This is a genomic window from Pantoea rodasii (genome assembly GCF_002095465.1).
Lineage (GTDB): Bacteria > Pseudomonadota > Gammaproteobacteria > Enterobacterales > Enterobacteriaceae > Pantoea > Pantoea rodasii.
On record NZ_MLFP01000009.1, the window covers coordinates 138,645 to 163,679 of the forward strand.

General features: G+C 54.8%; 23 protein-coding genes. 7 read left to right on the forward strand and 16 right to left on the reverse strand.

Features of this window, described 5'->3' with window-relative positions; translation table 11 throughout:
* Positions 1 to 117 precede the first annotated feature (117 nt).
* The 6 genes from HA45_RS13725 to HA45_RS13750 all read right to left on the reverse strand — a co-directional run bounded on the left by HA45_RS13725 (position 118) and on the right by HA45_RS13750 (position 7,494).
* The gene (locus HA45_RS13725) at positions 118 to 1,428 is read right to left on the reverse strand and encodes an MFS transporter (protein WP_100703110.1); all 1,311 of its coding nucleotides are present in this window, start codon (positions 1,426 to 1,428) and stop codon (positions 118 to 120) included.
* Between the two features lie 865 nt (positions 1,429 to 2,293).
* Positions 2,294 to 3,691, reverse strand: coding sequence for a c-type cytochrome (locus tag HA45_RS13730; RefSeq protein ID WP_100703109.1), 1,398 nt, complete (start codon positions 3,689 to 3,691; stop codon positions 2,294 to 2,296).
* Complete coding sequence (locus tag HA45_RS13735; RefSeq protein ID WP_100703108.1) at positions 3,688 to 5,343, reverse strand: GMC family oxidoreductase; 1,656 nt, start codon at positions 5,341 to 5,343, stop codon at positions 3,688 to 3,690. Before HA45_RS13735 ends, HA45_RS13730 begins: the two co-directional genes overlap by 4 nt.
* A 28-nt stretch (positions 5,344 to 5,371) precedes the next feature.
* Positions 5,372 to 5,938, reverse strand: a complete 567-nt coding sequence (locus tag HA45_RS13740; protein WP_100703107.1) for a sorbitol dehydrogenase family protein — start codon at positions 5,936 to 5,938, stop codon at positions 5,372 to 5,374.
* Between the two features lie 202 nt (positions 5,939 to 6,140).
* A complete protein-coding gene (locus HA45_RS13745; protein WP_100703106.1) occupies positions 6,141 to 6,356 on the reverse strand; it encodes a prevent-host-death protein in 216 nt (71 codons plus the stop codon).
* A 115-nt stretch (positions 6,357 to 6,471) separates the two neighbouring features.
* Positions 6,472 to 7,494 carry a LacI family DNA-binding transcriptional regulator gene (locus tag HA45_RS13750; RefSeq protein WP_100703105.1) on the reverse strand — a complete coding sequence of 341 codons (1,023 nt, stop codon included), beginning with the start codon at positions 7,492 to 7,494 and terminating at the stop codon, positions 6,472 to 6,474.
* 238 nt (positions 7,495 to 7,732) lie between these two features.
* Here HA45_RS13750 and iolG point away from each other — a divergent pair, with 238 nt between their 5' ends.
* Positions 7,733 to 8,731, forward strand: coding sequence for an inositol 2-dehydrogenase (gene iolG, locus HA45_RS13755; RefSeq protein ID WP_100703104.1), 999 nt, complete (start codon positions 7,733 to 7,735; stop codon positions 8,729 to 8,731).
* A gap of 201 nt (positions 8,732 to 8,932) precedes the next feature.
* Here iolG and HA45_RS13760 read toward each other — a convergent pair whose 3' ends face one another.
* Entirely contained in the window at positions 8,933 to 9,658 is a 726-nt protein-coding gene (locus HA45_RS13760) for a pirin family protein (RefSeq protein ID WP_100703103.1), read from the reverse strand.
* Positions 9,659 to 9,781: 123 nt separating this feature from the next.
* Here HA45_RS13760 and HA45_RS13765 point away from each other — a divergent pair, with 123 nt between their 5' ends.
* Positions 9,782 to 10,660 (forward strand): LysR family transcriptional regulator, encoded by an 879-nt coding sequence (locus HA45_RS13765; protein ID WP_100703102.1) that lies wholly within the window; start codon positions 9,782 to 9,784, stop codon positions 10,658 to 10,660.
* A 297-nt stretch (positions 10,661 to 10,957) separates the two neighbouring features.
* On the opposite strand, the gene HA45_RS13770 is transcribed toward HA45_RS13765, so the two are convergent.
* From HA45_RS13770 to HA45_RS13790, 5 genes are all read right to left on the reverse strand, one after another.
* A complete protein-coding gene (locus tag HA45_RS13770) occupies positions 10,958 to 12,193 on the reverse strand; it encodes an MFS transporter (RefSeq protein ID WP_100703101.1) in 1,236 nt (411 codons plus the stop codon).
* 230 nt (positions 12,194 to 12,423) lie between these two features.
* Complete coding sequence (locus HA45_RS13775; protein WP_100703100.1) at positions 12,424 to 13,359, reverse strand: ROK family protein; 936 nt, start codon at positions 13,357 to 13,359, stop codon at positions 12,424 to 12,426.
* Positions 13,356 to 14,222 carry an ABC transporter permease gene (locus tag HA45_RS13780; RefSeq protein ID WP_100703099.1) on the reverse strand — a complete coding sequence of 289 codons (867 nt, stop codon included), beginning with the start codon at positions 14,220 to 14,222 and terminating at the stop codon, positions 13,356 to 13,358. The genes HA45_RS13775 and HA45_RS13780 overlap by 4 nt, the downstream gene beginning before the upstream one ends.
* Positions 14,222 to 15,142, reverse strand: a complete 921-nt coding sequence (locus tag HA45_RS13785; RefSeq protein ID WP_100703098.1) for an ABC transporter permease — start codon at positions 15,140 to 15,142, stop codon at positions 14,222 to 14,224. Before HA45_RS13785 ends, HA45_RS13780 begins: the two co-directional genes overlap by 1 nt.
* A 3-nt stretch (positions 15,143 to 15,145) precedes the next feature.
* Positions 15,146 to 16,681: an ABC transporter substrate-binding protein gene (locus HA45_RS13790; RefSeq protein ID WP_100703097.1), complete on the reverse strand. Its 1,536-nt coding sequence runs from the start codon at positions 16,679 to 16,681 to the stop codon at positions 15,146 to 15,148.
* A 200-nt stretch (positions 16,682 to 16,881) separates the two neighbouring features.
* On the opposite strand from HA45_RS13790, the gene HA45_RS13795 reads away from it, so the two are divergent.
* Genes HA45_RS13795 through HA45_RS13805 form a run of 3 tightly spaced genes read left to right on the forward strand, consistent with a single transcriptional unit; the run spans position 16,882 to position 21,255 of the window.
* Positions 16,882 to 18,015 carry an ROK family transcriptional regulator gene (locus HA45_RS13795; protein WP_100703096.1) on the forward strand — a complete coding sequence of 378 codons (1,134 nt, stop codon included), beginning with the start codon at positions 16,882 to 16,884 and terminating at the stop codon, positions 18,013 to 18,015.
* Positions 18,016 to 18,025: 10 nt separating this feature from the next.
* Positions 18,026 to 19,468 (forward strand): M81 family metallopeptidase, encoded by a 1,443-nt coding sequence (locus tag HA45_RS13800; RefSeq protein ID WP_100703095.1) that lies wholly within the window; start codon positions 18,026 to 18,028, stop codon positions 19,466 to 19,468.
* Entirely contained in the window at positions 19,465 to 21,255 is a 1,791-nt protein-coding gene (locus tag HA45_RS13805; RefSeq protein WP_100703094.1) for an ABC transporter ATP-binding protein, read from the forward strand. The genes HA45_RS13800 and HA45_RS13805 overlap by 4 nt, the downstream gene beginning before the upstream one ends.
* Positions 21,256 to 21,333: 78 nt before the next feature.
* Here HA45_RS13805 and HA45_RS13810 read toward each other — a convergent pair whose 3' ends face one another.
* The 4 genes from HA45_RS13810 to HA45_RS13825 all read right to left on the reverse strand — a co-directional run bounded on the left by HA45_RS13810 (position 21,334) and on the right by HA45_RS13825 (position 23,216).
* Positions 21,334 to 21,795 carry a helix-turn-helix domain-containing protein gene (locus HA45_RS13810; protein WP_100703093.1) on the reverse strand — a complete coding sequence of 154 codons (462 nt, stop codon included), beginning with the start codon at positions 21,793 to 21,795 and terminating at the stop codon, positions 21,334 to 21,336.
* Between the two features lie 173 nt (positions 21,796 to 21,968).
* On the reverse strand, positions 21,969 to 22,427 hold the full coding sequence (locus HA45_RS13815; RefSeq protein WP_100703092.1) for an acyltransferase: 459 nt from the start codon (positions 22,425 to 22,427) through the stop codon (positions 21,969 to 21,971).
* Between the two features lie 82 nt (positions 22,428 to 22,509).
* The gene (locus tag HA45_RS13820) at positions 22,510 to 22,908 is read right to left on the reverse strand and encodes a tautomerase family protein (protein ID WP_100703091.1); all 399 of its coding nucleotides are present in this window, start codon (positions 22,906 to 22,908) and stop codon (positions 22,510 to 22,512) included.
* Positions 22,908 to 23,216 (reverse strand): carboxymuconolactone decarboxylase family protein, encoded by a 309-nt coding sequence (locus tag HA45_RS13825; protein WP_100703090.1) that lies wholly within the window; start codon positions 23,214 to 23,216, stop codon positions 22,908 to 22,910. Before HA45_RS13825 ends, HA45_RS13820 begins: the two co-directional genes overlap by 1 nt.
* A 98-nt stretch (positions 23,217 to 23,314) precedes the next feature.
* Here HA45_RS13825 and HA45_RS13830 point away from each other — a divergent pair, with 98 nt between their 5' ends.
* Positions 23,315 to 24,199 carry a LysR substrate-binding domain-containing protein gene (locus HA45_RS13830; protein ID WP_100703236.1) on the forward strand — a complete coding sequence of 295 codons (885 nt, stop codon included), beginning with the start codon at positions 23,315 to 23,317 and terminating at the stop codon, positions 24,197 to 24,199.
* 10 nt (positions 24,200 to 24,209) lie between these two features.
* The gene (locus tag HA45_RS13835; RefSeq protein ID WP_128598959.1) at positions 24,210 to 24,974 is read left to right on the forward strand and encodes a GNAT family N-acetyltransferase; all 765 of its coding nucleotides are present in this window, start codon (positions 24,210 to 24,212) and stop codon (positions 24,972 to 24,974) included.
* Positions 24,975 to 25,035: the final 61 nt, after the last annotated feature.

The following is a 25,035-nucleotide window of genomic DNA, read 5'->3' on the forward strand; positions in this document are numbered from 1 at the left end:
TTGGAAGGGGAAGTACCAACGATAAATTTGAATGCAATAAAATTGGCACGCCGTTCTTAATGAACTTTACGTGCCAATCTTAAGTGTTATTTTGATGCCGTTAATTCCTGGGCACGGTTATTTAACACTCATCAAACGCGAGTCGGCGCTTGCTTCTCGCGGAGCAGATGGATTGATGTCGCAGTTGCGTGGCAGCAATGCTGTGATAATGCCCGCTACCACCAAAGAACCCGCCAGCCAGCATATCGCCACGTTCTGCCCGTAGAGCATGGTCATGATACCGACCAGATAGGGCCCGCAGAATCCGCCGAGGTTGCCCAGTCCGTTGATCACCCCTCGCGCACTGCCCGCCACTTCGGGCGAGGCGATGCGGCCGGGAATCGACCAGAACGGACTGGTCGCCGCCTTCAGGAAGAAACCACACACCACCAACGCGATATAGGACGCGATGATATTGCTGTGCAGCACCACTGAAGCCAGCAGCGCGGCCGCGAAGCAGAATAGCGAAACCATTACCCACAAACGACGTTTTCCCGTGCGGTCGCTGAGCCAGGAGAGGGCATAAATACCAAGGATCGTCGCAACAAACGGGATCGCCGCCAGCAGCCCGACGCCCGCCATATTCGTGCCCGTGAGGTTTTTCAGAATACTCGGCAGCCACAGCGTGTAGCCGTAATCACCGGTTTGATAGAAGAAGTTCAGTGCCACCAACTTCATCAGACCCGAATTGCGGAATACTGATTTTAATGGCGCTTTATTCACTGGCGCAGCACTGCGATGCGCTTCACGCTCTCGCGTCAGCTCTCGCAACAGATACTCTTTTTCACGTGCGGGCAGCCAGCGCGCTTCTTCCGGACGGTCTGCAATCACCAGCCACCACACCAGCAGCACCCCGGCAGAGAGCAGCCCTTCGATGATAAACAGCCAGCGCCAGTCCAGCACGTTGATGATGTAACCGGAAATCGGGGCGGTAAACATGCCACCCAGCGGTGCAAACATCATCACGAAGGCATTGGCCCGTCCGAGTTCTTTTTCCGGGAACCAGTTGCTGACCATGGTGAGCACTACCGGCAGCATGCCGCCTTCGGAGATACCCAGTACAAAGCGCAGCGCCAGCAGTTGGTAGTGGTTGGTGACGAAGCCCGTGGCGATGGAGACCACCATCCACGCAATCAGCGACCAGGCGATAAAGCGTTTTCCGCTGCCATTAACGGCGATACGTCCGCCCGGCACCTGTAAGAACAGATAACCAATAAAGAAGATGCCGCTGACCATCCCGGCCATTTGGCTGGTGATCGCCAGGTCCTGATCCATACCGCCAGGCAGCGCGAAGCTGATGTTGACGCGGTCCATAAACGAGATGATGCAGGTAATTAAAATCGGGGCAATAACGCGATACCAACGTGTTCCGGGGATTTTCTCGTGCATAACGCCCTCTCTCTTTGCGCAACCATGCGTAAGCTCTATGGCTTCTTATTAAAGAGAGTTTGGTAATAATTATTGCGATCCTAATCACTGGGATGAATGTTAAGGAATTGTGTTACATACGGCGTGATCGGAGAGGCACATTTCACGGGTTATGAAGCCATTAAGCGCAGCCATAGGGATTTTAAGCGGGATGATTGATTAGGACTGGTGATTAAAATCGCGGGTGTAACCTGATGCCGTAACATGACATGCAACAAGTTCACCATTGATGGCGTAATGCTGGTTTATTAGCGACGGGTGATAACGCAGTCTGGGGTCGCTTTTGGGCTGTCGGTCCTCGCGCCGCTAGCGCGGTACCTTCACTTCACTCGTCAGCCGGGCGGACCGGCTCAGACGGAACATCCCTGTTCCGGCTGCGCCTTTCGCCAGCATCCATGCTGGCTCTCCTGGCTTCCTCACTCCGTTCAGCGCTGCGAAATGCCAGCCCAAAAGCGCCCCCAGCCTGCTCTTAAGCTTCAGTGCAGACTGTTAAAAAGGACACGATAGTGGAGGCCGGAGCGCCTCTTCCCCTGAACATCCCCAGCTCGCACTTAAGCTTCAGTGGGTGTTGTTAAAAAGGGCACTATAGTGGAGGCCGGAGCGCCTCTGCTGCTGTAAGGGCCATCCGCAGCGCTGAGGCTTTTACGTTGGGCCCGGAGCCAGCTGCAGAGGTGCGCTGGCCCGCACTCCGACATTCTCACCCAAACGAAAAAAGCTGCCACTTTTAACAGTGACAGCCCTAACGAATATGGCCTTAAATGACGCGCATTACGCCATAAATAGTGACCTTACGGCGGTTGGTGCAGTTTGTAGCGTGCATCTGGAATCAATCTACACGCCTACGACGTATCAAGCGCCACACGACAATCACCACCAGCAACACAATGATCGCGCCAATCATACCCGGCAGCATCATCGGTTGCAGGCGGGCCAGCAGCGGTGGATGACCGCCCTTCCTCACCCACGCCACATCTCCGGCGGTCACGGTAACAGCGGCATTACCGTAATGCGCTAACACGAAGTTGCTGATGTCGGCGACCTGCTGGTCATTCAACTTATCGACATACGACGGCGAACTGAAGCCCGGCATCAACACCTGATGGTCAGTCGTGTCGCGCTGCACACCAAATAAAATGGCAGAGATCAGGTTATTCGGATTACGCAGTCCGGTTGCCGTGTTGTGGAACAGCGAAGGATAGGCCTGATTGGCGCTGCCTGCACCATCCGGCTGGTGACAGCTGGCACAGTTACCGCTGAATAACACCGCACCGTTATCCAGCGAGTGATTGGCGTTGTTCGGGTTGCGTCCGCGTATGCTGTTTTCCACATCATAAGGCGCGCCGTAGCTAAAGGCCGCCATGGTGTCGCCTTCATCACGAATCGGTGCGGTGCCTTTCAGGTAAGTGGCGATAGCATGCAGATCGCTGTCTGGCAGATATTGCAGACTGTGCTCGACCGCTTCCGCCATACCGCCTGCTGCCTGGTTTTTACCCGGTGCGCGACCAGTTTTCAGATACTGCACCAACTCGTCATCGCTCCAGCCCCCAATGCCGCTGACCGCATCCGAAGTGATATTCGGTGCATACCAGCTACCCAGTGGACCGCCAGCCAGCGGACGATCCTGCTGCTCCTGCATCATAAATCCGCGCGGAGTGTGGCAGGTATTACAGTGCGCCAGACCGTTGACCAGATAGTTACCGCGATTCCAGTCCGCGCTTTTACTGCCATCGTTCTGCCACATTTTGTCGTTAGCGAACATCATGTTCCAGAATCGCATGCTGAAACGCAGGTTGAACGGGAACGGCAGGTCGGTCTGAGGATTTTGCTGCGCCTGCGCTTTGACGCCATGCATCATGTAGTAATAAAGCGCGTGCAAATCTTCATCGGTCATCATGCTGTAGGAGGTGTAAGGCATCGCCGGATAGAGTTGCGCGCCGTCCGCACGTACGCCGTGACGCACCGCCTCGGAGAACTGCGCTTCGCTATAGTTGCCAATGCCGCTGCTGTCTGGCGTGATGTTGGTGGCGTAAATGGTGCCCATTGGCGAGGCAATACCATAGCCGCCGCTGTAAGCGGTTTTGCTGCCCGGCGCGGTGTGGCAGGCCTGGCAATCCGAAGCGGTAGCCACCTGCTCACCCTGACGCAGCAAATTCACATCCAAATTTTCAGCCTGCGCGCCAAACGCCATCAGCGCGAACACGCTACCTGCAAGAAGTGTTTTCATACGAACTCCTTCATGCGCAGACTGATGTCGTGTGCCGCTTTCAGGCCCAGCGCCGCCATGGTCAGCGTACTGTTCACCACGCTGGCGGAAGGGATCGCTCCGCCGCCTGGCAGCCACAGGTTTTCATGGTCAAACGCACGACAGTTGCCGTCCACCACCGCATCTTTGCCGCTTTTGCCCATGATCACGCCGCCCATAATATGGTTGTTGGCGTTCAGGCCTTTGCTGATGGCGAACTCTTTGCCGTTAAACAACTTGCCGATGTTTTCCAGTTGATCATGCGACACTTCCGCGCCCTTACGCACATAATCACCGACGTCGTAATAGATATCCGGGCACGCCAGGCCGTGCGGATCTTTGCGGGTTTTACTCAGGGTGAGACGGTTTTCCGGGTCCGGTAGCGGTTCGAGGCTGATGGAGATATCGACGCTGTGCACCGAGCGATAGCGAATCTCCTCATCCAGCGCCTTGCCGACTAACCCTTTCTTCAGCGCCTGCTGCGTTGCCGCCACTACACGCGAGATGTTGTTCAAAATCATTTTGTTGGCAGAGTAATCACGGCGGAACTCGCCATCGCGATAGCCGACCATGCAGCTGCTTTGTGCCGGTCCACGTCCCAGCCACACCGGTTCTTCGGTGAGGAACGAGCAGTGGAAACCGGAGTGGTCCATCATATTACGGCCGACCATATCGGAGCCGTTGGCAATGCCGTTCGGGTTACCGCCGTTGGCTGCCAGCAGCAGCAAGCGCGGGGTTTCGATGCCGTTACAGGCCAGTGCGAACGCCTTACCGCTGGCTTTGTGCGAAGCGCCTGCAGCGTCTTTCCAGTGCACGGCGGTGATGCGGTTGTTGCCGTCGGTATCGATTTTATAAACCACCGCTTCGGCCAGCACCACTGCGCCATTACGCTCGGCGCGTTCGATGTGGTGGATGCCGTTGTACATCGCACCGATCGGGCAGATTGGCTGGCAGTTATTGTTGCCACAACAGGTTGGACGCCCTTCCCACGGCCGCGTGCTGCGCCCTTGCGGGATCGGCACCAGGTTATAACCGTGCGGATTCACCACGCTGGCGAAGTAGTTATCACCATGTGCGAACGACACCATATCCATTGGATACGGCTGGCTGCGTTCAACCGGCGATTGCATATGCGGATCGTTTGGTCCCGCGACGCCAATTTCGTTTTCGGCGCGGCAATACCACGGCTCTAACTCGTCGTAACTGATAGGCCAGTCACGTCCCACGCCGTATTTCGATTCCATCACGAAATCGCTGGGGTGATGACGCCAACACGATGCCGCCCAGTGCCAGGTGGTGCCACCAACGGTGCGCAGATAACCCTGCTGGAAGCTGGAGGCGTTGGGGCCCGTGACATTGACGTAGTTATTGGGCGGGAAATAGAGCGGCGCGGGTGCGAATTTGGACTGTGGATACAGCCCCTGAAAATCTGAACCCGCGCGATTAGCGAACGGCATATTGCGCCAGTTTTCGACCGCTTGCGCGCGGTCAATACGTAAACCTGCTTCCAGTACCAGCACCGAGTAGCCCTGACTGACGAGTTCGTTCGCCATCAATCCACCGACCACACCTGAGCCCACAATCACAATGTCTGCGGAGGCATCACCCTGCGCAGTAAAAGTTGGTTTTTTCATGATTTTTCGTCGTTTTAGTTTTAGGAAATTACAACTGTTCGAGATGACCGTCGTGCTCATCCGGTACCGGAGCCGTCCACCAGATTGGGCCGTTGCCGCAATACGTCGGCACCACCAGGCCATCGCTGACCGTCTGATACATCAGCGCCTGTTTATAGGCCACCAGGGTGCCGTGATAGTCATCCCCGACTGTGCCCGTGTACCAGGCAGTGACAATTTGATAGAGGAAATCGTGCAGGCCTGCATCACTGGCTTTTGCCAGGAGATCCTGGGCGCTGATTTGCGGAGTGATCAGCGTGCTGAGTTGTGCGAGACGCGGCACAAACTGCGCGTCACGCTGCGCCAGAACTTCATAAAAGCGTGCGGCGAGCACTACATCGAGATGCTTGTGTTCGGTGATCGCCTGTGAAACCTGCACAAACTGTTTTACTGCGTCGCTGGCGTGAATCACGCTGGCGGCAAACGCCCGCCCCGGCAGGGCTGCGACCGCGCCAGTGACGGTTAATCCGAGTGTGGCGAGCAGGAATTCCCTGCGAGTGGAACCGGTTCCATTTTTACTGACAGAAACGGTTTCGGGTGCAAAATGTCGTTTCATGGGGTTACCTGATGCTGAGACAAAAGAGGAGAAAGCCAACCGGCGCTATCCTAACCACTAAGTTGCAAAACTGTTATCAGGATTTGAACGAAATCCCATTAAACGGTGTGGATTTAGCTCTAAATGATAATTTAGCTCAAAAATTGTTGGGTTTGGGATAGTTGCGAGGAGGGATTGGATGTGGGTAAATTTTATTCAATCACTAAGGATCAAAGTCAATTTCAGCAACACTGGGCATAGCAAGTGCATCCTGAATATTGCGTCGCTTAACGATAAAATTTTTTTTAACTTGGATTGTCAATGAAATCTGGATCGCTTCTCTACCCTCCATGATATGCACAAGGCATTCTTCAGCCTGTATCTTAGCAGCAGATTTTTTTTGATTGGGTAAACAACCTGTAATAGTCAATATTCTCATCCCCCTCCTGTTTAAGCGAAGAATTGTATGTTTGATGTGCCAGTGATTCATCTTATCAGCACTTCATTTTCTTAAAATACAGATGTGGCTGGTAATCATCATTATTGCCTTATCACTATGAAAAATAAGAATAGCGGTGATAAATCAGCAGCGGCGTTTTCACATCCTCCGGCAAGCGCTCACTCAGCGGCCGTTCAAATATCGCCAGGCACTGCTCGATCTCGCGCCGCATGTCATGCCCCAGCACCATATCCATCGTGCCTGTCTCCAGCAGTAAGCGACTCGATTCACTCAACTCATGCCCGGTGAAAATAACCTGATCCTGCACACCAAACGCTTCCAGCGCTTTGGCCACGCCTTCATTGCCGCCCGCCGTGTTGTAAATTCCGGCCAGCGGCTTCCCCTCTTCCAGCCACTTTTTCACGCTGTGCCGGGCGGTTTCGGCTTCGTCGTTAATGTTGACGCGATCGCGAATTGTCAGCCACGGGAAAGCCTCACGCAGCACGCGTCGAAACCCGATTTCGCGATCCTCTTGCGTGCGATAAGTCGAACTGCAAATCAGCAGGATGTTGCCCGGCTGTTGCTGCGGCAGCATACGCCCCATAAACCAACCGGCAGTCGCACCTGAAGCGGTCTGATCGATACCCACATAAGCGGTACGCCGCGAATTGGGCAGATCGCTGGTGAGGCAAATCACCTGCACACCATCATCAATGGCGGTTTTCACCACTCGATTGATCTTCACATCATCACGACACACCAAAATAATGCCGCTAGCCTCACTGGCGCGGCGTTCAATCAGCTGGCTGAAACGGTCAGCGTTGAATTGCGCACTCGGCAACGTATCCAGTGTGATGTGCAGTTCTGGACGCTCGCGCGTTACCGCGCGTGCATGCAACTCAAGCTGAGCGACGAAGCTGGTGCCGGATTCGCACACAATCGCGATACGTTTTGCCGTTCCACGATGACCTTCTGTGTCACTCAGCCCTAATCGCACCATCGCATTTTCAACTTTCTTGCGCGTCACCTCGCGCACGCCTTGCCGCCCATTCAGCACACGGTCAACGGTGGCAGGACTGACGCCCGCTTCGTGCGCGATGTCTTTAATCGATGGCGATTTCCAGTTTTGCAGCGTCATGATCTTTCCTGATGTTTTTCACCTCATGGGTGAAACAGTAGCTTGAGAAGACGCTAATAATCAAATCGTTATAACTCCATGAATCAAGTGAATTAACTACTTTTTGATGTCATTAACCTCAAATTTTCATGTGATCCGCCTCATCCTTTCAGCATCCGTTTCAGGCTTTCCTTTGACTAAAAACTTCACGAATACGCTTAATAGCGCCATCACCTGTCGCCCTCATAGGAAATAAAAAATGCTCAATGTTGCTCTCTTAGGTGCTGGCCGTATTGGACAGATTCACGCCGGGAATATCGCAGGACATCCGCAATGTCGCCTGGCGTTTGTAATGGATGTCTACGCACCTGCTGCCAATGCGCTGGCCGAGAAATATGGTGCCAAAGTGGCGGATCTCGACACCATTCTGGCAGACAGTTCGATTGATCTGGTGGCGATTTGCAGCGCAACTAATACTCATGCGGATTTGATTGAAGCTACCGCGCGTGCCAATAAAGCCATTTTCTGTGAGAAGCCCGTGGATTTAAGTTTGCAGCGCGTGCAGAGCTGTTTAGCCACGGTGCGTGAAGCAGGCGTGCCATTGATGGTTGGCTTTAACCGTCGCTTTGACCCGAGCATGGCGCATTTACAGGCGTGTCTGCGTGATGGCGAGATTGGTGAAACCGAACTGGTGACCATTAGCTCACGTGATCCGGGCGCACCGCCTGCTGAGTACGTTAAAGTCTCAGGCGGCCTGTTCCGCGATATGACCATTCATGATTTCGACATGGCGCGCTGGTTGTTAAATGAAGAGCCGGTATCGGTGTACGCCAGTGCGTCGGCACTGGTTGATCCCGAGGTTAAAGCCTTGGGCGATGTCGATACCGCAGTGGTCACGCTGACCTGTGCCAGCGGCAAGATGGCGGTGATCACCAACAGCCGTCGTGCCAGCTACGGTTACGATCAACGTATTGAAGTGCACGGCAGCGAAGGGATGTTGCAGGTAACCAATCAGCTGGAATCACAATTGGTGAAATCCGTAGCAAATGGCGTGGTGGCGCAAAAGCCGCAGCACTTCTTCCTGCAGCGTTATGCCGATGCTTACCGCAATGAACTGGCGACCCTCATTGAGACGCTGGCAAAAGGCGAAGTCCTGTACCCTGGCGGGAATGATGGGTTGCAGGCGTTATTACTGGCGGATGCAGCGTTGGAGTCATTGAAAACCGGCAAACCGGTCGCACCGCAGTCGCTACTGTAAGGCGGTGCTGATAAGGGGCGAACCCTGGTCCGTCCCTTCAACAACGCCCAATAAAGATGGAAGCTTGATTGAAAGCTCACTGAAGCTTAAGCAAACCGGCCATAATGCGACACATGCAGCATTGTGTTGCCCATTTATGCCGATGTTAAGCAGCCAAAACGCAAATGCTTCAGGGCGTCTCTTAAGACGCCCTGATTTGACTTAACGCTTTGGATGATTCACTTCCAGCGGACGCAGGTCAAACAGCAAGACTTCTGCATCATCGCCATGGCTGAACTGCAGCGCTGACTCATTACGCACACGCGCACCGTCACCTTCCTTGAATTTCACACCGTTCACTTCGATGCTTCCACGCGCCACATGAATATAGGCATAGCGATCGGCATCCAGTGCGAAGGTCTGCTGCTCGTCGCCATCAAAGAAACCAGCATAAATGCGGATATCCTGACGCACGCTTAGCGAGCCGTTATCCCCTTCCGGCGAGATAATCAAACGCAGCTGACCGCGTTTCTCACTCTCCGCGACGGAGATTTGCTGGTAGCCCGGTTGAGTGTCACGCTCGCCTGGTACAATCCAGATTTGCAGAAAGTGCACGTTATCGCTTTTCGAGTGGTTGAACTCGCTGTGCGTCACACCGCTACCCGCGCTCATCAACTGCACGTCGCCGGGGACGATAACTGATCCGGTGCCCATTGAATCTTTATGCTCCAGCGCGCCGTCCAGCACATAGGAGATGATCTCCATGTTGTTGTGCGGGTGCGCACCAAAACCGCGACCCGGTGCAACACGGTCATCGTTGATCACCAGCAGATCGGAAAAACCGGCCTGTTTTGGATCCCAGTAACTGGCGAAAGAAAAAGTGTGGTGTGAGTTCAGCCAACCGTGGTCACCCACTCCGCGTTGCTCTGACAGACGTTGTTCAATCATGGTTTGCTCCTCAAATGTGCGGTGGAAAGACGTTTTCCCTTCCGAATGAGGATAAGTATACGTAAACTAATTTGCTCAACAATGCGCTAACCTGACAATGACTGTCACCGATAAGTGGACAATATGCAGATAGAAGATCTTCGCATTTATGTGGCGGTTATTAAGGCCGGAAACTTCACCGCCGCCGCCGAACAGTTGATGCTGTCGAAGCAGTACGTCAGCCGCCGTATTGCTGCGCTGGAGGAATCACTTGGCGCGCGCCTGCTGAATCGCAACACGCGTAAGCTGTCAGTGACGGATAACGGTCAGGTGTTTGCCCAACACGCGCAGCGTATTCTTGATGATGTGCAGGAAGCCGAGCTGGCGGTATCCGGGCGACAGCAGGTGTTGCAGGGCAGCTTTCGACTCAGCGTGCCGATGTCTTTTGGTATCAGTCATTTATCGCCCTATATCGCCGAGTTCCTTAGCCAGCATCCGGGATTGCAGTTCCAGGTGGAACTGGCGGATCGCTATGTCGATATGGTCGGCGAAGGCTTTGATATGGCGATCCGTATTGGCACCCTGCCTGACTCCAGCCTGATCGCCAAACGTCTGGGCGTATTTCGCCGCGTGATCTGCGGCAGCCCGTCATACATTCAGGGCGCGGGCGCACCACGTGAACCGGAGGATCTGCTCAATCACGCCTGTTTACGCTACGGACGTGAAAGCCAGACCGGTTGGGAACTGTTTAACGGTGATCAACGTAAGGTGATGGCGGTGCAAGGCCCGATGGTGAGCAATAATGGTGAGATGTTGCGTGATGCGGCGATGGCGGGATTAGGATTAATTCTGCTGCCGGAGTTTATCGTGGCACCGGCCTTAACCAGCGGTGATCTGATGACCGTGCTGGATGAGTGGCAGCCTTCCTCACTCAACCTGAACGCGCTTTATCCACAGCATCGTCAGCGCAGTGAAGTGAACAGAGTTTTTATGGCGTTTTTGCAGGAAAAGTTGGCAGGATAACGCAGCTTAAAATCCCAACCTGCTGAGAAGCACAAGCATGTGTTGTTAAAAAGGGCACCCTGCTTATGGCCGAAGCACCTCTGCGGCTGCCGGGCTATCCGCAGCGCAGAGGCTTTTACGTTGGGCCAGGAGACAGTCGCATGGATGCGACTGTCAGTTCGGGTTGGCCAGGACGACCTTACCCGAACGATCCGTAGGCACGACGTGGAAGCCGATGGCACCGCGTCAGCGGCGCGAGGACGGCCCGGCAGCCGCAGAGGTGCTGCGGCCCACACCACCGCACAAAGCAAAAGGGCGTTACACCCCGCTCTCATGCGCAAACGTAATCGACTTTCTCCGTGCATCGCGCACCGCGATACCATGAATCAGCAAGCCCAACACCGCCAGAATCGCACCGACCCAACCGGTTGACTGCCAGCCAAGTCCGGCAGAAATGGTCACGCCACCCAGCCATGCGCCGAGCGCATTCGCCAGGTTAAACGCTGAGTGATTCAACGCCGCCGCCATGGTCTGCGCATCGCCCGCCACATCCATCAAACGGATTTGCAGCACACTCGCCAGCGCCACCATGGTACCGACCAGCATCACATTAAGTGAACCCGCAAATGCATAGTGCGCGGTAAACACAAAGGCACTCAACACCAGCACCGACCAAATCAGCACGATACGGATAGTCTTCTCCAGCCCGCGATCCGCCAGACGACCACCCACCACGTTGCCGATAATCATGCCGAGCCCAAACAACGCCAGCACCGCCGGGATCCAGCTCACCGGCATCTGCGCCAGTTCGGTCAGCGTGGGTTTCACATAGCTGAACACCGAGAAAAGCCCGCCGCTGCCGATCGCGCCGATTGCCAGCGTCAGCAGGACCTGCTTACGTGTTAATGCAGACAGCTCACGCAACGGGCTGGCATTTTTATCCCCGGCCACGTTAGGCACCCACATGCCAACCAATACCATCGTTAGCAACGCCAGCACCCCCACAATGGCAAAAGCTTCGCGCCAGCCAAATATCTGACCAATCGCCGTCACCGCTGGCACGCCGAGCAGATTCGCGATGGTCAATCCAAACAGCACCATCGACACTGCCTGGGCACGCTTTTTACGCTCGACTAAACCGGCCGCCACCAGCGCCGCCACGCCGAAGAAAGTGCCGTGCGGGAAACCGGCGAGGAAACGCGCCAGCAGCATCGAGTAGTAGCCCGGCGCCACCGAACTCAGCAGGTTGCCTACCGCAAACAGCCCCATCAATGTCATCAGGAAGTTACGACGAGAAGCACGAGCGCCGAGGACCGCCAGCAGCGGTGCGCCGATCACTACGCCAAGCGCATAAATACTGATTAGATGGCCTGCGGAAGGAATCGAGACGTTGAGGCCTTTCGCGGCATCGGGCAGCAGGCCCATAATAACGAATTCGCCGGTACCAATGGCAAAGCCGCCGGTGCCAAGTGCAAACAGCGCTTTCAACACGCTGGCGCGCGGCAGCGGTGCCTCGTCCAGCAGCTCGTTAAGTTGTGGTTGAATGGATGACATGTTGTTCCAGGAACGCAGATGAAAATTCAATCACAATCGTGGCTGCATTGAGCGCAGTCATCGTTGAGACTGAAAGGATTTAGCCGCGCATGATACCCGATTTAGATGAAATTTCGATGGCGGAGAATTATGTGGCTGCTAATTAATACGGAATTAACCGCCCTGCGCCTGTCACGGCGCAAAGCATGAGGCCGAGCGCCGGGTATCTTCACTGGCGTCGTTGCAGATTATTAAGCGACCTGACGCGCCAGCAGCGCCGCACCCATCATCCCGCCGTTATGGGCAAACGCGCCCGGTACCACCAGCGGATGTGTTGTACGTCGCAATACATAGCGCTGTACGTGATCGTTGAGCGCGTTAATTAACAGGGTCACCGAGGCTAATCCGCCGCCCACCGCCACCAGCGAAGCACCGGTGATATTAATGGTGTAGGCCAGCGGCTGACTCACCAATTCCAACCACACCAGAATGGTGTGCTGTGCCTGTGCATCCTGCTGCTGCCAACCCTGAATAATATCAATGCTGCTAAGACTCACCTGATGCAAAGTGCGATGGAGATTCTCTAGCCCGCGCGCGCCGCCGTAGCTATCCAGGCAACCTTTTTGCCCGCAGGGACACGTCTGGCGCGGCAGCCGAACCGTTTCGCCCTCGATATCGATTTCGGTGAGCGTAATCGGACCATGTCCCCACTCACCCGTCAGGCCATTTTGGCCGGTAATAATGCGGCCATCAGCCACCAAACCGCCGCCGACACCGGAACCGAGAATCGCGCCAAACACCACTTTATGCCCTTTTCCCACCCCGGCCTGCGCTTCAGCCAGCGTGAAACAGTCGGCATCGTTATGCACGATCACTTTGCGATGCAGCAACTCACCCAGCGCCAGGCTGAGATTGCGTTGATGAAACGCCGGAATATTGCTGGCAAATATCTCACCGGTATCCGGTGCGACAATACCTGCGGTAGAAATCGCCAGCGGCGAATCCGCGGTGAAATACGTCTGATGCTGTTCGATCATGCGGCTGATTAGCGCAATAAACTCCGGCCAGCTGTCAGCAGGGATTTTTTGCTGATCGAGTATCGTTAACTGCTGCTGCGCATCCATCACGCCCAGTTTCACGAATGAACCGCCCAGATCGAGGCAGATCACTGCTGGTGTTGTACTCATAAACGTTTATCCATCACATCACGCAGGCCGTCGCCCAGTACATTAAAGCCGAGCACAGTAATCAAAATCGCCAGTCCTGGAAACAGCGACACGTAGATATTTAACCCGAGAAAGTTGCGGCCATCGCTCATCATGGTGCCCCATTCCGGCATCGGCGGTTGCACGCCCAACCCGAGAAACGACAGGCTGGCCGCCGACAGCACCACCGCACCGGCCGTTAACGTTGACTGCACAATCAGCGGGCCGATTGCGTTGCGTAGAATGTAATGGGTGATGATGCGCGGATAGCGCACGCCCAGCATATGCGCCGCTTCGATGTACTCCATGTTCTTCAGGCCGAGCGTCAGGTTACGGCTGAGGCGTGCATAAACCGGAATCGAGAACAGCGATATCGCGATCAGCATATTCGTCAGGCCTTCGCCGAGCACACTGACAATCAGGATGGCGAGGACAATGCCCGGAAAGGCAAAGATGATGTCCATCACCCACATAATCAGCGCATCGAGTTTCCGTCCCGCCAGACCGGAAATGATGCCGAGCGGAATGCCAATCACCATCGAAATCGCCACGCTCAGGCAGACCTCAAACAGCGTGATGCGTGCGCCGTAAATCACACGGGAAAAGATGTCGCGTCCGTAATCATCGGTGCCAAACCAGTGCGCCGCAGACGGAGCCTGCAAGGTGTTCAGCAAATCCTGTTCAATCGGATCCCAATGGGTGAGCAGCGGTGCCAACACCGCCGCCAGCACCACCAGCAATACTAATCCACCGCCAATGGTGATCGAGGGATTGTTCAGCAGGAAGCGCAGAAACTGACGATGGCGTGACCGCGCAGGCAGCAAAGAGGTATCGAGGCCGTTCATCAGTCGAACCTTATTTTGGGATTGAGCAGGCCAATCAAGATTTCACCCAGCAGATTCATCAGCACCACGCCAATCACCGCCACCAGCGTGACGCCCTGAATCACCGGATAATCGCGGTATTTCACCGAGTCCACCAGCAGACGGCCAATGCCCGGCCAGTTGAACACCGATTCCGTTACCACCGCGCCGCCAATCAGGCTGCCGAAGTTGAGTGCCACGATAGTCACAATCGGGATGAGCGCATTGCGCAGCGCGTGTTTCCAGTGGATATTCGCCGAGGACAAGCCCTTGGCTTTGGCGGTACGAATGTAATCCTGGCTCAACACATCCAACATGCTGGAGCGCGTCATACGGGCGATCATCGCCATCGGCAAAATCGCCAGCGTGACGGTGGGCATCACGTAGTTTTTCCATGAGTCCGCGCCCAGCAGCGGCAGCCATCCCAACTCCACCGCAAAGTAGTTCATCGCCAGCAGTGCCAGCCAGAAGTTAGCAATCGACGCGCCCGCAATGGTCAGTACCATTACGATTTGATCGGGAATCCGCTGGCGATAGATCGCCCCGGTCATGCCCGCAGGCACGCCGATGGCAATCGCCAGCAGATAGGCCAGCGCCGCCAGCGACAGGGTGTAAGGCAAACGCTCACTGATTTCGGTGATCACCGGACGCTGGGACTGCAAAGATGCACCCAGATTGCCGTGCAGTGCTTCGGTAGCAAATTTAACGTATTGCACCGGCAACGGCTGATCTAACCCGAGGCGGATGCGCATGTTATCCACGGCTTCCTGCGGCGCTTCCGGCCCCGCCATCAGGCGCGCCGGATCGCCCGGCAGCGCGCGGATGGCGATGAAGACGATGATCGAGACGCCGAATATAATCAGCGGCAGCGAGAGCATCTTTTTCGCAACGTACGCTTTCATCTATCAGTTCTTCACTGCGTCACGAACCACAATCTGCCCACCCGGTTGCAGGGTGACGCCGCTGATATTCTTGCGCGTGGCGTAGAGATCATCCTGATAAAACAGCAGCACCTGCGGAGCCAGTCCGCTGATCTGTTTCTGCGCCTGGAAATAGAGATCCTTGCGCTTGGCATCGTCGAGCGTGGAGGCGGCGCTGTCGATCAGATCATCGGTTTGCTTATCGCTAAAGAAGCCAAGGTTCGCTCCGCCCGGTGCAAAGCTGGCGCTGTGATACAGCGGACGCAGCTGCAAATCGGAACCGTATAAGCCAGATGACCACGACGCCAGCACCGCGTCAGTGCCCTGTTGGGCTTTTTCTTTGGCGTCCGCAAACGCGGCTTTAGCCCAGACACCGCTCTCCATCTGGCGAACTGTGAGTTTTACACCGATCTTGCCCCACAGCCCCTGTAAAACCTGGGCCGTGCGCGCGTCCGGTGCCTGCACCGCAATCGACATGCTGAAGCCATCGGCATAGCCTGCCGCTTTCAGCAGATCTTTGGCTTTCTGCACGTCGTACGGGTAATCCTTCAGGTTCTTGTCATAATTGGCATCAACCGGTGCCAGTGAAGCATTGGCCGGTTGCGCATAACCAAACATGATCGCTTTGACCAACGCCTGCTGGTCAGTGGCAAAATTCAGCGCCTGGCGCACGCGCACATCGCTCAATGCTTTGCTTTGGGTATTGAGATCTACCCAGAAAACGGCCGCGCCCGGCGACTGTTTTAAAATAACGTTGGCGTTATTTTTGAGCATGCCTGCAAATTGTGGCGGAACCGGGTTAATAATATCGACCTGCCCCGATTGTAGCGCCATATTCATGACCGAAGGTTCACTGCTCCACGTCCATTTAATTTCGTCTGGACCGGCTGATTTACCCCAATAATCGCTGTTCTTTTTTTCCAGTACGAATTCGCCGGATTTATACTGCTCCAGCTTATAAGGTCCGGTGCCGTCGGCTTTATTATTGATGCTGCCCGCTTTATCTGCCGTTGGGCTAACCATTAATCCCGGCCCCGAGGCCAGCACGGTTAAAAATGCCGGATTAATTTTCTTCAGCTGGAATTCAACCGTTAAGTCATCGGTTTTCTTCACACCCTGAATAAAGGTGCGGACTTTTCCACTGCCCGCCAGACCGCGTTTGGTATCCAAATGGCGCTGGAAGTTTTCTACCACCGCATCCGCGTTAAACGGTGTGCCGTCGTGGAATTTTACGTTAGGGCGTAATTTAAAGGTCCAGTTGAGTCCGCTGCTGTCAGCACTCCAGGACAGCGCCAATGCGGGAATAATCTTGCCGTCATCACCCAAACGCGTCAGGCCTTCATACATCGGGTCCAGCACCGTGCCGGTGAAGGTGGCCGTCTGGTTGCCCGGATCCATGCTGCGTGGCGGTTCGTTTTGCATAATCACCAGCTGGCTGGCCAATGCCGCCGAGCTTGCCAGTGACGCCAGGATACAACCGGCCAGCGTCAGTACCTTGAAATGCTTAAATGTGCTTTGCATGAAGGCCCTCAATGAATCATTGATCGTTCGGTGAAATAACCTCGCTATATAAGGCACACTCTCTAAACAAAAGCCAAGACGTTGGTTCATATATTTTACTTATAGTTAGATCTGCGTTCAAAAAATTAACTAAATAACGTTGTATTTGTTTTCTGGCCTGATTATTGTCAGGCCATACCGCTATTGCAGTGAGAAGCCAAATGCTCAATGCCCATCAGCAACAAATTCTGCGCCTGCTTATTGCCGCGCACGGCATGAGCCGCACCGCTATTGCAGAAAAAATGAAATTGAGTAAAGCCGCGATTAGTACGCTGGTGAAAGAGATGCTCAATGCCGGATTGCTGGAAGAGAGCATGCCGGAATCCAGCGGTCAGGGTCGTCCGTCGGTGTTGTTAAAAATGCGCGCTGACAGCGCCTATTTTCTCGGTGCATCGCTACTCGGCGAGCAGGTGATTTTAGTCCTCATCGACATGCACGGACTGGTACTGGCGAGCACCCATATGCCACTCGATGCAGATCCGCAGCAACTGAGCATGGCATTAGCCGCGGCCATTCCGGATTTGATCGCAGAGAAAGGGATTTCAGCCGACCAGCTGATTGGTTTGGGCGTCACACTCTCCGGTTTTGTCGATGAAAATCAGGCGATTTGCGTGCAGTCAGCGCTGTTAGGCTGGAAAAATATTCCGTTGGCCGAAATGTTAAAACAGCAAACCGGACTCGACGTATCGCTGGAGAACGATGCCAAGGCGCTGGCGGTGAGTGAGAAGATCTTCGGCGTGGCGAAAAAAGCCCGCAACTTCACGCTGATCTCGCACGGTGACGGCATCGGTTCTGCGCACTTCTTCCAGGGACAGCTGCATCGCGGCGCGCACGGCGGGGCGGGTGAAATCGCCCACTGCACCATCGAGCCCGGCGGACGTCCTTGTCGCTGCGGCAAACGCGGTTGCCTGGATACCCTCGCCTCGCTGACCGCCATTCGTGAAAGCGTGCGCGATAAAGCATTGGGGAGCCAGTCCATCGCCGAACTGGAAACGCTGGCGGTGAAAGGCAACAGTGCCGCCATCGCCATTTTGCATCAGGCCGGCCACGCGCTGGGGCTTTCTATCGCCAACATTATTCAGATGAACGATCCCGAACTGATCGTCATCGCCCATCAACCCGATGCTTTTGACGGCCTACTGAAAACCGTGGTGATGCAATCCATTGATAGCCACGTATTGCCCTCCATCATGGGCAAAACCCCGATTTCCAGCATCGTGATCAACGAGCAGAGCTGGGCGCGCGCCGCGGCAAGCGTCGCGGCATATCGATTCATCATTCAATTACCTGACTAGCGGAGGCTGTATGCGCATTGCTTTTGGTGGCATTCATACTGAGTGCAGTACATATAACCCGGTGCTGAACTACGCTGGCGACTTCCGCATCGTGCGCGGTAACGACCTGCTGACCAACCCCTACTTTGCTTTCCTGCAGGATTACGATGCGGAGTTTCTGCCGACCTTCCACGCGCGCGCTATCGCCGGTGGTCCGGTGGCGCGCGTCACCTATGATGACTTCAAGCAGGATTTCCTCAGCCGTTTGCAATCTCAGCTGCCGGTGGACGGCGTTTACCTCGCGATGCATGGCGCGGTGTATGTCGAAGGGATGGAAGATGCCGAGGGCGATTGGATCACCGCCACCCGTGAATTGGTCGGCCCGGATTGCCCGATTACCGTGAGTTACGATCTGCATGGCAACGTGACGCAGCGCATCATTGATGCCATCGACATGTTCTCCACCTATCGCACGGCACCGCACATTGATGTGGAAGAAACCATGCGTCGCTCGGTATCGATGCTGGTGAAAAGCCTGCAAACCGGCGTGAAACCCGGTGTGATTTGGGCACCGATTCCGGTGGTGCTGCCCGGTGAACGCACCAGTACCGAAGATGAACCGGCAAAAAGCTTGTACGAGCGTCTGCCGGGCATCAATGCCATCGACCACATATGGGATGCGTCGCTGATGGTCGGCTATGTCTGGGCCGATGAACCGCGCGCCACGGCGGCGGCGATCATGACCGGCACCGATGCTGATGTGTTATCAGAACAGGCAGCAAAACTGGCGTTGGCCTACTGGCAGGCTCGCGACGAGTTTGTTTTCGGCTGCGTCACCGGCAGCACTGAAGAGTGCGTGAAAATGGCCATCGCCAGCGAAACTGCACCGGTGATTTTGGCCGATTCGGGCGATAACCCGACGGGTGGCGGCGTGGGCGATCGCGCCAATCTGCTGGCCGAATTGATCCGTCAGGGCGCGCAGGATGTGATCGTCGCCGGGATAACGGATAAGCCTGCCACCGATGCCGCGTTTGCCGCTGGTGTCGGGGCGAAACTCACGCTCACGATCGGGGCCACACTCGATCCCGCTGGCGGCAAAGTTACCGCCGAATTTGAAGTGCTGCGGGTGAGTGATAATGCACGTTCATTAGCTAAACAGGCGCTGCTGAAAATCGGTGAGATCATCGTGGTGGTCGCCGATCGTCGTCGTCCTTATCACAATATCGCTGATTTTGAATTGCTGGGACTTCATCCCGCGCAGGCAAAAATTGTGGTGGTGAAGTCAGGTTATTTATCACCTGAACTGGCACCGCTCGCCAATCCTAACCTGATGGCGCTATCAGAAGGCGTGGTGGATCAGTACGTTGAACGTCTGGCGCGTAAACGTAAACTGCAGCCCGCCTATCCTTTCGATACTGATTTTGATTTCCTGCCAGTCAGCACTCGTTCAGCGCGCTTTGTGGCGGCCAAATGAGTCGTGATCCGGTTCTGCAGGTTGAAAATCTTACCGTCGCCTTTCGCCAGGACGATCAGTGGCGCGAGGTGGTAAAGAACGTTTCGATGACCATCAATGCCGGTGAAACGTTGGCAATTGTCGGTGAATCGGGATCGGGCAAAAGCGTCACTTCGATGGCAATTATGCGCTTGCTGAATATGCGCCACGCGCGCGTGACCGGCAAAGTGCTGCTGAACGGCGTAGACCTGCTGAATCTAAGCGAAAAAGCGATGCGCGATATTCGCGGCAACGCCGTGGCGATGATTTTTCAGGAGCCGATGACCAGCCTCAATCCCTCCTTCACCATTGGTCACCAAATCGCTGAAGTACTGATCAACCATCGCAACATCAGCAAACGTGCAGCACGCGAAGAGACGGTGAAGCTGCTGGAGAAAGTACGCATTCCCAATGCGGCAAAGCGCTTTGATGATTATCCACATCACTTTTCTGGCGGCATGCGCCAGCGCGTGATGATCGCCATGGCGCTGGCGCTGCGACCAAAACTGTTAATTGCCGATGAACCGACCACGGCACTGGATGTGACGATTCAGGGTCAGATCCTCGACCTGATTAAAACCTTGCAGGAGGAGGAAGGCACGGCGGTGCTTTTTATCACCCATGATATGGGCGTGGTGGCGGAAGTGGCCGACCGCACGCTGGTGATGTACCAGGGTGATGTGATGGAAACCGGCACCACGGCGGAAATTTTCTCGGCGCCAGCGGCAGATTATACTCGCACGCTGATCGCTACCGTACCGCAGCTCGGCGCGATGCGTGGCATTACTGGGCCGCAGAAGTTTGCGCTGAAAGGTGATGTGGTGGCGCTGCAACCCGAGCGCCCCGCTTCGCAACAGCCGCTGCTCTCGGTGAAAAACCTCAGCACCCGGTTCAGCATCCACGAAGGTTTGTTAAGCCGCAAAACCGGTGCGGTGCATGCCGTGGAAAACATCTCTTTTGATTTAATGCCCGGCGAAACGCTGTCGCTGGTCGGAGAATCCGGCTGTGGCAAATCCACCACCGGCCGCTCCCTTACCCGCCTGGTGAAAGCTGATGCAGGCGAAGTTGCCTTCGACGGTTATGACGTGTTGAATCTTTCTGCCAGCGAATTGCGCCAGTTACGTCGTGCAATGCAGATGATTTTTCAGGATCCGTTTGCCAGCCTCAATCCGCGCATGTCGATTCTCGAAGCCTTGACCGAGCCTTATTTGCAACATCAGCTGGGCGGCAAACAGGCTGCGCGGGACAAGGCTGCGGGCTTGATGGAACGCGTAGGCCTTTCAGCCGCGATGATGAAACGCTATCCGCATGAGTTCTCCGGCGGGCAGCGTCAGCGTATCTGTATTGCCCGTGCGTTGATGCTCGATCCCAAAATGATTATTGCCGATGAGTCCGTGTCTGCGCTGGATGTGACCGTGAAGGCGCAGATTATTAATCTGCTGCTGGATCTGCAATCTAACCTTGGGCTGTCGTATCTGTTTATTTCGCACGATATGGCGGTGGTAGAACGTATCAGCCATCGCGTGGCGGTGATGCTGCTGGGTGAGATTGTCGAAATTGGCCCACGCGCGGCGATCTTTGAGAATCCGCAGCATGACTATACGCGTAAGTTGCTCTCTTCCGTGCCGGTGCCCGACCCCGCAAGGCGTCACCTTAAACGACATATGGATGTCAGCGAACTGAAAAGCCCGGTGCGCGCGTTAGGGTTTGAGCCGGAAACACGGCGCTATCGCGAGGTGAGTGCTGGGCATTGGGTGATGGAGAGTTAAACAGCCGCTGTATAGTAATCAGTGAAACTGCCCGTGAATTGCGGGCATCAAGTGCAACCGGATAAGGCGAGTGAGTCATTAATAAATACCGAGTCCTTGGCTTAAATCAGCCAGTTCCTGCATAGCATTATTACTGTCACTTTCGCGCTGAGCTTTATAGCGCATCAGATCTGCAAAAAGCACACGGCGATGGCGGCCAGTTTTATGATATGGCAGCTTCCCTTCTTCCAGTAGTTTCACCATGTGAGGCCGTGAGACATTGAGGATATTGGCTGCTTCTTGTGTGGTTAATTCAGCATGAACCGGAACGACCTGCACCGCATTTCCTACGGCCAGTTCTCCCAAGATCTTCATTAACAACGTCAAAGCTGAGGTTGGCAACTCGATTGGGTGAGTTTCGTCGTTTGCATCCTGAATGGATATGACTTGTGTCTCCAGCATTGTGGAGAGAAAAGTCGCCAGTTCTCTTTGTCCACGCAAAGCGACCTCAATTTCCTTCTGAGCCGGAAGGCTGACATTGTCCAGAATTGAGTTTGTCATGAGTTTTTCCAGTGTCTTAGTTCGTGAGCTTTCAGTTTTCAATTTGTCAGTTAGTTGCGTTAAATCTTCATCATTTATCACTGTTGACTTAGCAGTCAGCGCTTTAATTCTAATCGAAACAAACGAAACATACAACAAACGAAATAAACGAAACCATTTGTCTGTTCCACGCACTATAACAACCGCAGTAAACGCGCCGGATTTCCGGCGTAAACACCCTTCTGCGTGATGTCTTTCGTCACCACACTGCCCGCGCCGATGACCGCGCCATCGCAAATATTAACCGCCAAAATGCTCGCGCCGCTGCCAATAGAGACATTGTTACCCACCGTGATACGCGCCCAACTTTCTCGATCGGCATTGGGTTGGCCATCACGGAACATATCGTTAGCGAACATCACGCCGTGACCAATAAAACAATTTTCACCGACGCTGACGTATTCACAAATAAAGGAGTGCGACTGCACCTTCGTGCCACGTCCAATCACCGCATGTGCCTGGATTTCGACAAACGGGCCGATGAAAACATCGTCTTGTAGGGTGCAGCCATAAACATTTGCAGGCTGGTAAATCGTGACGTTGTTGCCGATTTCAACGTTTTTGACGGCGACTTCGCGTAGGTTTGGCTGCATTGAGGGGGCTCCTGAATCTTGCAGGTACGCACAGATGCGCACCTTCCTGTTGACGCGCTTAACGGTGTTGCCACATCCGCCACTAATCCTGTGGAATCATCCCCAATTCAAACATATTGCCGCCGCTAAAGCTCCAGTCTTCGGCATTGGTATGCTGGATGATGATCATCAAATCCGCAGGTCTGAGCTGCAACCGTTCAAGGAACAGGTCACTTAAGCGCTGGTAAGTCTGGCGTTTCTGCGCTTCACTGCGCGTCTTGCCAGCCACAATATGCAGCAGCACATAGCGCTCACTGCGACCTTCACTTAGGTAGTGTGCATCATAAATCAGGCGTTGTTCTGGCAATACTTCAATCACCTGAAAACGGTCGTGCAGAGGCACGTTAAATTCCGCCACCAGCACCTCATGCAGCGTGTCCGATAAGACTTTTAAATCGGTTTCACTCCAGCCGTGCCGCACTGTTATCCGGGTGAAGGGCATTAGATAGACTCCTGTTCAAGCACAGTAAGCGCACTCACCGCAGCCGGCCAACCCGCGTAAAACGCTAAATGGGTGAAAAGTTCGACCAGTTCCTCCTGACTTAATCCATTTTGCACCGCAAAGTGCAGATGCCAGGGCAGTTGCCGATCGCGACCCAGTGCAGTTAATGTCGCCAGCGTAATCAAACTGCGCTCGCGAGGTGTCAGCGTGCTACGCTGCCAGATATCAGCAAATAAAACCTGCTGCGTCAGTTCCGCTAATTTCGGTGCAACACGTTCTAACGACTCTCGATCCAATGAATGACTCATGATTTTCTCCTGCGGGGGTAGGCAGTGATTGTGTTGCACGGCAATAATCCTGAAAATCATATTGTTCAGGAACAACAATCCTGACTTAGAGGATGATTATGGAAAAGATTCCAGTATCGCTCGACAGCGATGCCCTGCGCAGTTTTGTACTGGGGATTGAACGCGGCAGTTTCGCGTTGGCGGCGCAACAGTTATGCCGTTCAACCTCGGCTGTCAGTGCACAACTGAAAAAGCTGGAACAGCAGTGCGGAATGGCGCTGGTCACCAAGCGCGGACGCCATTTGGTGCCGACTGAGGGCGGCGAGTTGCTGTTGAGCTACGCCCGGCGCTTAATCGCGTTGAATGATGAGGCCTGGCGCGCGGTGCGCGGAGAACTGTTGCAGGGCGATGTGCGCATCGGCATGCAAGAGGATTTCGGCGAATCGCTGATGCCCGGTATTCTTGGTCCCTTCAGCCGCCAGCATCCTGGGGTGCGCATCAGTGCCCGCGTGGATCGTAATCAACCGCTACTTCAGGCGATGGCGGACAAAAGCCTTGATATGGCTTTACTGTGGCAAGGTGATGATCTACCCGCACAAAGCCAGCTACTGGGACAGACAGCGCTGACTTGGATTGGCGCAGAAAGCCTGGATATTGCGGATGTCCTGAGACAAGGCGAATCTCTGCCATTAGTCATGTTTGAGGCGCCTTGTTTGATGCGCGCGCGTGCTATCGCGGCACTGGAACAGGCGGGTATTTCATGGCGCGTGGTGTTTACCAGCCACAGCCTCAGCGGTATTTGGGCTGCCGTGCAAGCCGGGCTGGGCGTGACCTTGCGCAGCCATATTGGATTACCCGGCTATTTGTCTCCCCTCAATGCCCCATTGCCATCGCCAGGTCATATGGGCATTGCATTGTTGCAGCATCAGCCTGAAAACGCGACGCAGCAGATGTTGTCGCAACTCACGCGCCATGCCGTGACCGGTTTTCTTCAATCAAGTTAAGGACTAGACGATGACGCGACTGAATCAATATGGTCAATCGGTAGGTGAAGCTTTGCCGGATTGGCAACCGCTGGCTTCACCGCCCGCTATCGCCTTAAAAGGCCGATTTTGCACCCTTGAACCGCTGAACTTTGCACACAGCGTCGCCTTGTTTGATGCCTTCTCACGCGCGCCAGACGATCGTGACTGGACCTGGTTGGGCGCGACAAAGCCCGCTTCGCTGGAGGAGATGGAAAGTTGGATCAGTGGTAAATGCCACGACAGCGGCTTGGTGAGTTATGCGGTGATCGACCATCGTAGTCAGCACGCTGTGGGTGCGGTGTGTTTCGCCAATATTGATGGCGCAAACGGCGCGATTGAGATTGGTCATGTCACCTGGTCAGCGCTGATGCAACGCAACGTGCTGGGCAGTGAAGCAATCTACTTGTTATTGCAGCATGCATTTGAGCTGGGCTACCGCCGCGTCGCCTGGCGCTGTGACTCCACTAACCTCGCCTCGCGTCGGGCGGCAGAACGCCTTGGCTTCACCTATGAAGGGCGTTTCCGCCAGGCAATGACGCGCAAGCAGCGCAATCGCGATACCGACTGGCTGTCGATGATTGATGGTGAATGGCCGCAGGTGAAGCGTGCGTTATCGGCCTGGCTGGCGGTCGATAATATGGATACGCACGGCCAGGAGCGGGAAAAGTTAAGCGTATTTTCGCACGCTAAATCCAAACAGATTATCCACCGCAGCGCAGGCCGCCGGAAAAATACCCTTGCGGATGGCGAGTAAGGATTTACGTTGTTTCAGAGTCAATTAAGGTCAGGAATGAGCCTTGCCAGCTCATTCTAGC

Bases quoted from the DNA above. Each gene is read 5' to 3' on its own strand.
- HA45_RS13725 (WP_100703110.1), bottom strand. From the start codon at position 1,428: ATGCACGAGAAAATCCCCGGAACACGTTGGTATCGCGTTATTGCCCCG.
- HA45_RS13730 (WP_100703109.1), bottom strand. From the start codon at position 3,691: ATGAAAACACTTCTTGCAGGTAGCGTGTTCGCGCTGATGGCGTTTGGC.
- HA45_RS13735 (WP_100703108.1), bottom strand. From the start codon at position 5,343: ATGAAAAAACCAACTTTTACTGCGCAGGGTGATGCCTCCGCAGACATT.
- HA45_RS13740 (WP_100703107.1), bottom strand. From the start codon at position 5,938: ATGAAACGACATTTTGCACCCGAAACCGTTTCTGTCAGTAAAAATGGA.
- HA45_RS13745 (WP_100703106.1), bottom strand. From the start codon at position 6,356: ATGAGAATATTGACTATTACAGGTTGTTTACCCAATCAAAAAAAATCT.
- HA45_RS13750 (WP_100703105.1), bottom strand. From the start codon at position 7,494: ATGACGCTGCAAAACTGGAAATCGCCATCGATTAAAGACATCGCGCAC.
- iolG (WP_100703104.1), top strand. From the start codon at position 7,733: ATGCTCAATGTTGCTCTCTTAGGTGCTGGCCGTATTGGACAGATTCAC.
- HA45_RS13760 (WP_100703103.1), bottom strand. From the start codon at position 9,658: ATGATTGAACAACGTCTGTCAGAGCAACGCGGAGTGGGTGACCACGGT.
- HA45_RS13765 (WP_100703102.1), top strand. From the start codon at position 9,782: ATGCAGATAGAAGATCTTCGCATTTATGTGGCGGTTATTAAGGCCGGA.
- HA45_RS13770 (WP_100703101.1), bottom strand. From the start codon at position 12,193: ATGTCATCCATTCAACCACAACTTAACGAGCTGCTGGACGAGGCACCG.
- HA45_RS13775 (WP_100703100.1), bottom strand. From the start codon at position 13,359: ATGAGTACAACACCAGCAGTGATCTGCCTCGATCTGGGCGGTTCATTC.
- HA45_RS13780 (WP_100703099.1), bottom strand. From the start codon at position 14,222: ATGAACGGCCTCGATACCTCTTTGCTGCCTGCGCGGTCACGCCATCGT.
- HA45_RS13785 (WP_100703098.1), bottom strand. From the start codon at position 15,142: ATGAAAGCGTACGTTGCGAAAAAGATGCTCTCGCTGCCGCTGATTATA.
- HA45_RS13790 (WP_100703097.1), bottom strand. From the start codon at position 16,681: ATGCAAAGCACATTTAAGCATTTCAAGGTACTGACGCTGGCCGGTTGT.
- HA45_RS13795 (WP_100703096.1), top strand. From the start codon at position 16,882: ATGCTCAATGCCCATCAGCAACAAATTCTGCGCCTGCTTATTGCCGCG.
- HA45_RS13800 (WP_100703095.1), top strand. From the start codon at position 18,026: ATGCGCATTGCTTTTGGTGGCATTCATACTGAGTGCAGTACATATAAC.
- HA45_RS13805 (WP_100703094.1), top strand. From the start codon at position 19,465: ATGAGTCGTGATCCGGTTCTGCAGGTTGAAAATCTTACCGTCGCCTTT.
- HA45_RS13810 (WP_100703093.1), bottom strand. From the start codon at position 21,795: ATGACAAACTCAATTCTGGACAATGTCAGCCTTCCGGCTCAGAAGGAA.
- HA45_RS13815 (WP_100703092.1), bottom strand. From the start codon at position 22,427: ATGCAGCCAAACCTACGCGAAGTCGCCGTCAAAAACGTTGAAATCGGC.
- HA45_RS13820 (WP_100703091.1), bottom strand. From the start codon at position 22,908: ATGCCCTTCACCCGGATAACAGTGCGGCACGGCTGGAGTGAAACCGAT.
- HA45_RS13825 (WP_100703090.1), bottom strand. From the start codon at position 23,216: ATGAGTCATTCATTGGATCGAGAGTCGTTAGAACGTGTTGCACCGAAA.
- HA45_RS13830 (WP_100703236.1), top strand. From the start codon at position 23,315: ATGGAAAAGATTCCAGTATCGCTCGACAGCGATGCCCTGCGCAGTTTT.
- HA45_RS13835 (WP_128598959.1), top strand. From the start codon at position 24,210: ATGACGCGACTGAATCAATATGGTCAATCGGTAGGTGAAGCTTTGCCG.